Origin of the sequence: Isoptericola sp. NPDC056134 (assembly GCF_042264825.1) — a bacterium.
GTDB lineage: Bacteria > Actinomycetota > Actinomycetes > Actinomycetales > Cellulomonadaceae > Isoptericola > Isoptericola nanjingensis.
On the sequence record NZ_JBHJVM010000100.1, the window covers coordinates 1 to 1,064 of the forward strand.

Consider the following 1,064-nt stretch of genomic DNA (forward strand, 5'->3'; position numbering starts at 1 on the left):
GGTTGACGTTCTTCGGGTCGAAGGTGAGCTCGAACTTGTCCGCGTACGTCAGCAGCGACTCGACCGGCGTCTCGGGCGTGATCGCCTCGCCCAGCGCGTCCGAGAGCGAGTCGTACATCTTCAGCTGCGTCCATTCGCCGCCGAGGTCGTATTCCGTGCCGTCGGCGAGCGTGACCAGGGTCTTCCCGAGCGCGTCCTGCGCGGCCCGCTGCACCAGGTTCTGGGTGAGCACCGCCATGGTGTCGTAGTCGCCATAGGCCTCGTACGCCTCGAGCATCGCGAATTCCGGGGAGTGCGTGGAGTCCACGCCCTCGTTACGGAAGTTGCGGTTGATCTCGAACACCTTCTCGACACCGCCGACGGCTGCGCGCTTGAGGAACAGCTCCGGGGCGATACGCAGGAACAGGTCGATGTCGAAAGCATTCATGTGCGTCTCGAACTGGCGCGCTGCCGCGCCTTCCGGACGCGTCTGGAGCATCGGCGTCTCGACCTCGACGAAGCCGCGCTCCCAGAAGTTCTCGCGGATCGAGCGCACGACGGCGGCACGCAGGCGCACCGTGTCCCGGGCGGCCGGGCGCGCGATGAGGTCGACGTAGCGCTGGCGCACGCGCGCCTCCTCCGAGAGCTCCTTGTGGAGCACCGGCAGCGGGCGCAGCGCCTTCGCGGCGATCTGCCACGCGTCGGCGAACACGCTCAGCTCGCCGCGGCGCGAGCTGATGACGCGGCCGTGCGCGAAGAGGTGGTCGCCCAGGTCCACGTCCGCCTTGAACGACGCGAGCGACTCCTCGCCCACGACAGCCTGGCTCAGCATGACCTGGAGGCGGTTGCCCTCGCCGTCCTGGAGCGTCGCGAAGCACAGCTTGCCGGTGTTGCGCAGGAACACGACGCGACCGGCGACACCGACCTCGTCCTGCGTCTCCTCACCGGTCTCCAGGTGCGCGTACGCGGCCCGGACGTCGGCGATCGTCGTCGTGCGCGGGACGGATACGGGGTACGGCTGGTCGCCGCGCGCGAGGATCCGCTCGCGCTTCTCGCGGCGGACCTGCATCTGCTCCGGCACGTCG

General features: G+C 69.1%; 1 protein-coding gene. It reads right to left on the reverse strand.

The window, feature by feature from the left end:
• A partial coding sequence (locus ACFCZN_RS21555; protein WP_430558129.1) for a lysine--tRNA ligase occupies positions 1 to 1,064 on the reverse strand: 1,064 nt, incomplete at both ends.